The following is a 302-nucleotide window of genomic DNA, read 5'->3' on the forward strand; positions in this document are numbered from 1 at the left end:
AGTTAGTAATATATACAGACTTATAGCAAGTGATTTTTTAGAACTTAAACCCATAAGAACAGCTCAATAAACAACCAAAAGATGCTACAAAAAACTACTTGCCTCTATGCCCTTCTTTAAATCAACAAAACGCCCTGACAATATGCGGAACAGCACGATGCTGCATGGATAGGCAGACATAATCGCGCACCTTATCCGCCGGGTAGCCGAATAAGCCGAAGCGATTTTCCTTGTGATGACTAATAACGACGATATGTTCTGGAGTGCCGTCAATACACCCCAGGAAAGGGTCTAGTACCGGT

The 302-nt window shown here is 42.4% G+C and carries 1 pseudogene; it reads right to left on the reverse strand.

Annotated features, from left to right (window positions below):
- Positions 1 to 121: 121 nt before the first annotated feature.
- Positions 122 to 302 (reverse strand): annotated as a pseudogene (locus J0A66_RS22720) (hypothetical protein); the annotation flags it as partial.

The organism is Bowmanella dokdonensis (assembly GCF_017254865.1).
GTDB classification, from domain to species: domain Bacteria; phylum Pseudomonadota; class Gammaproteobacteria; order Enterobacterales; family Alteromonadaceae; genus Bowmanella; species Bowmanella dokdonensis.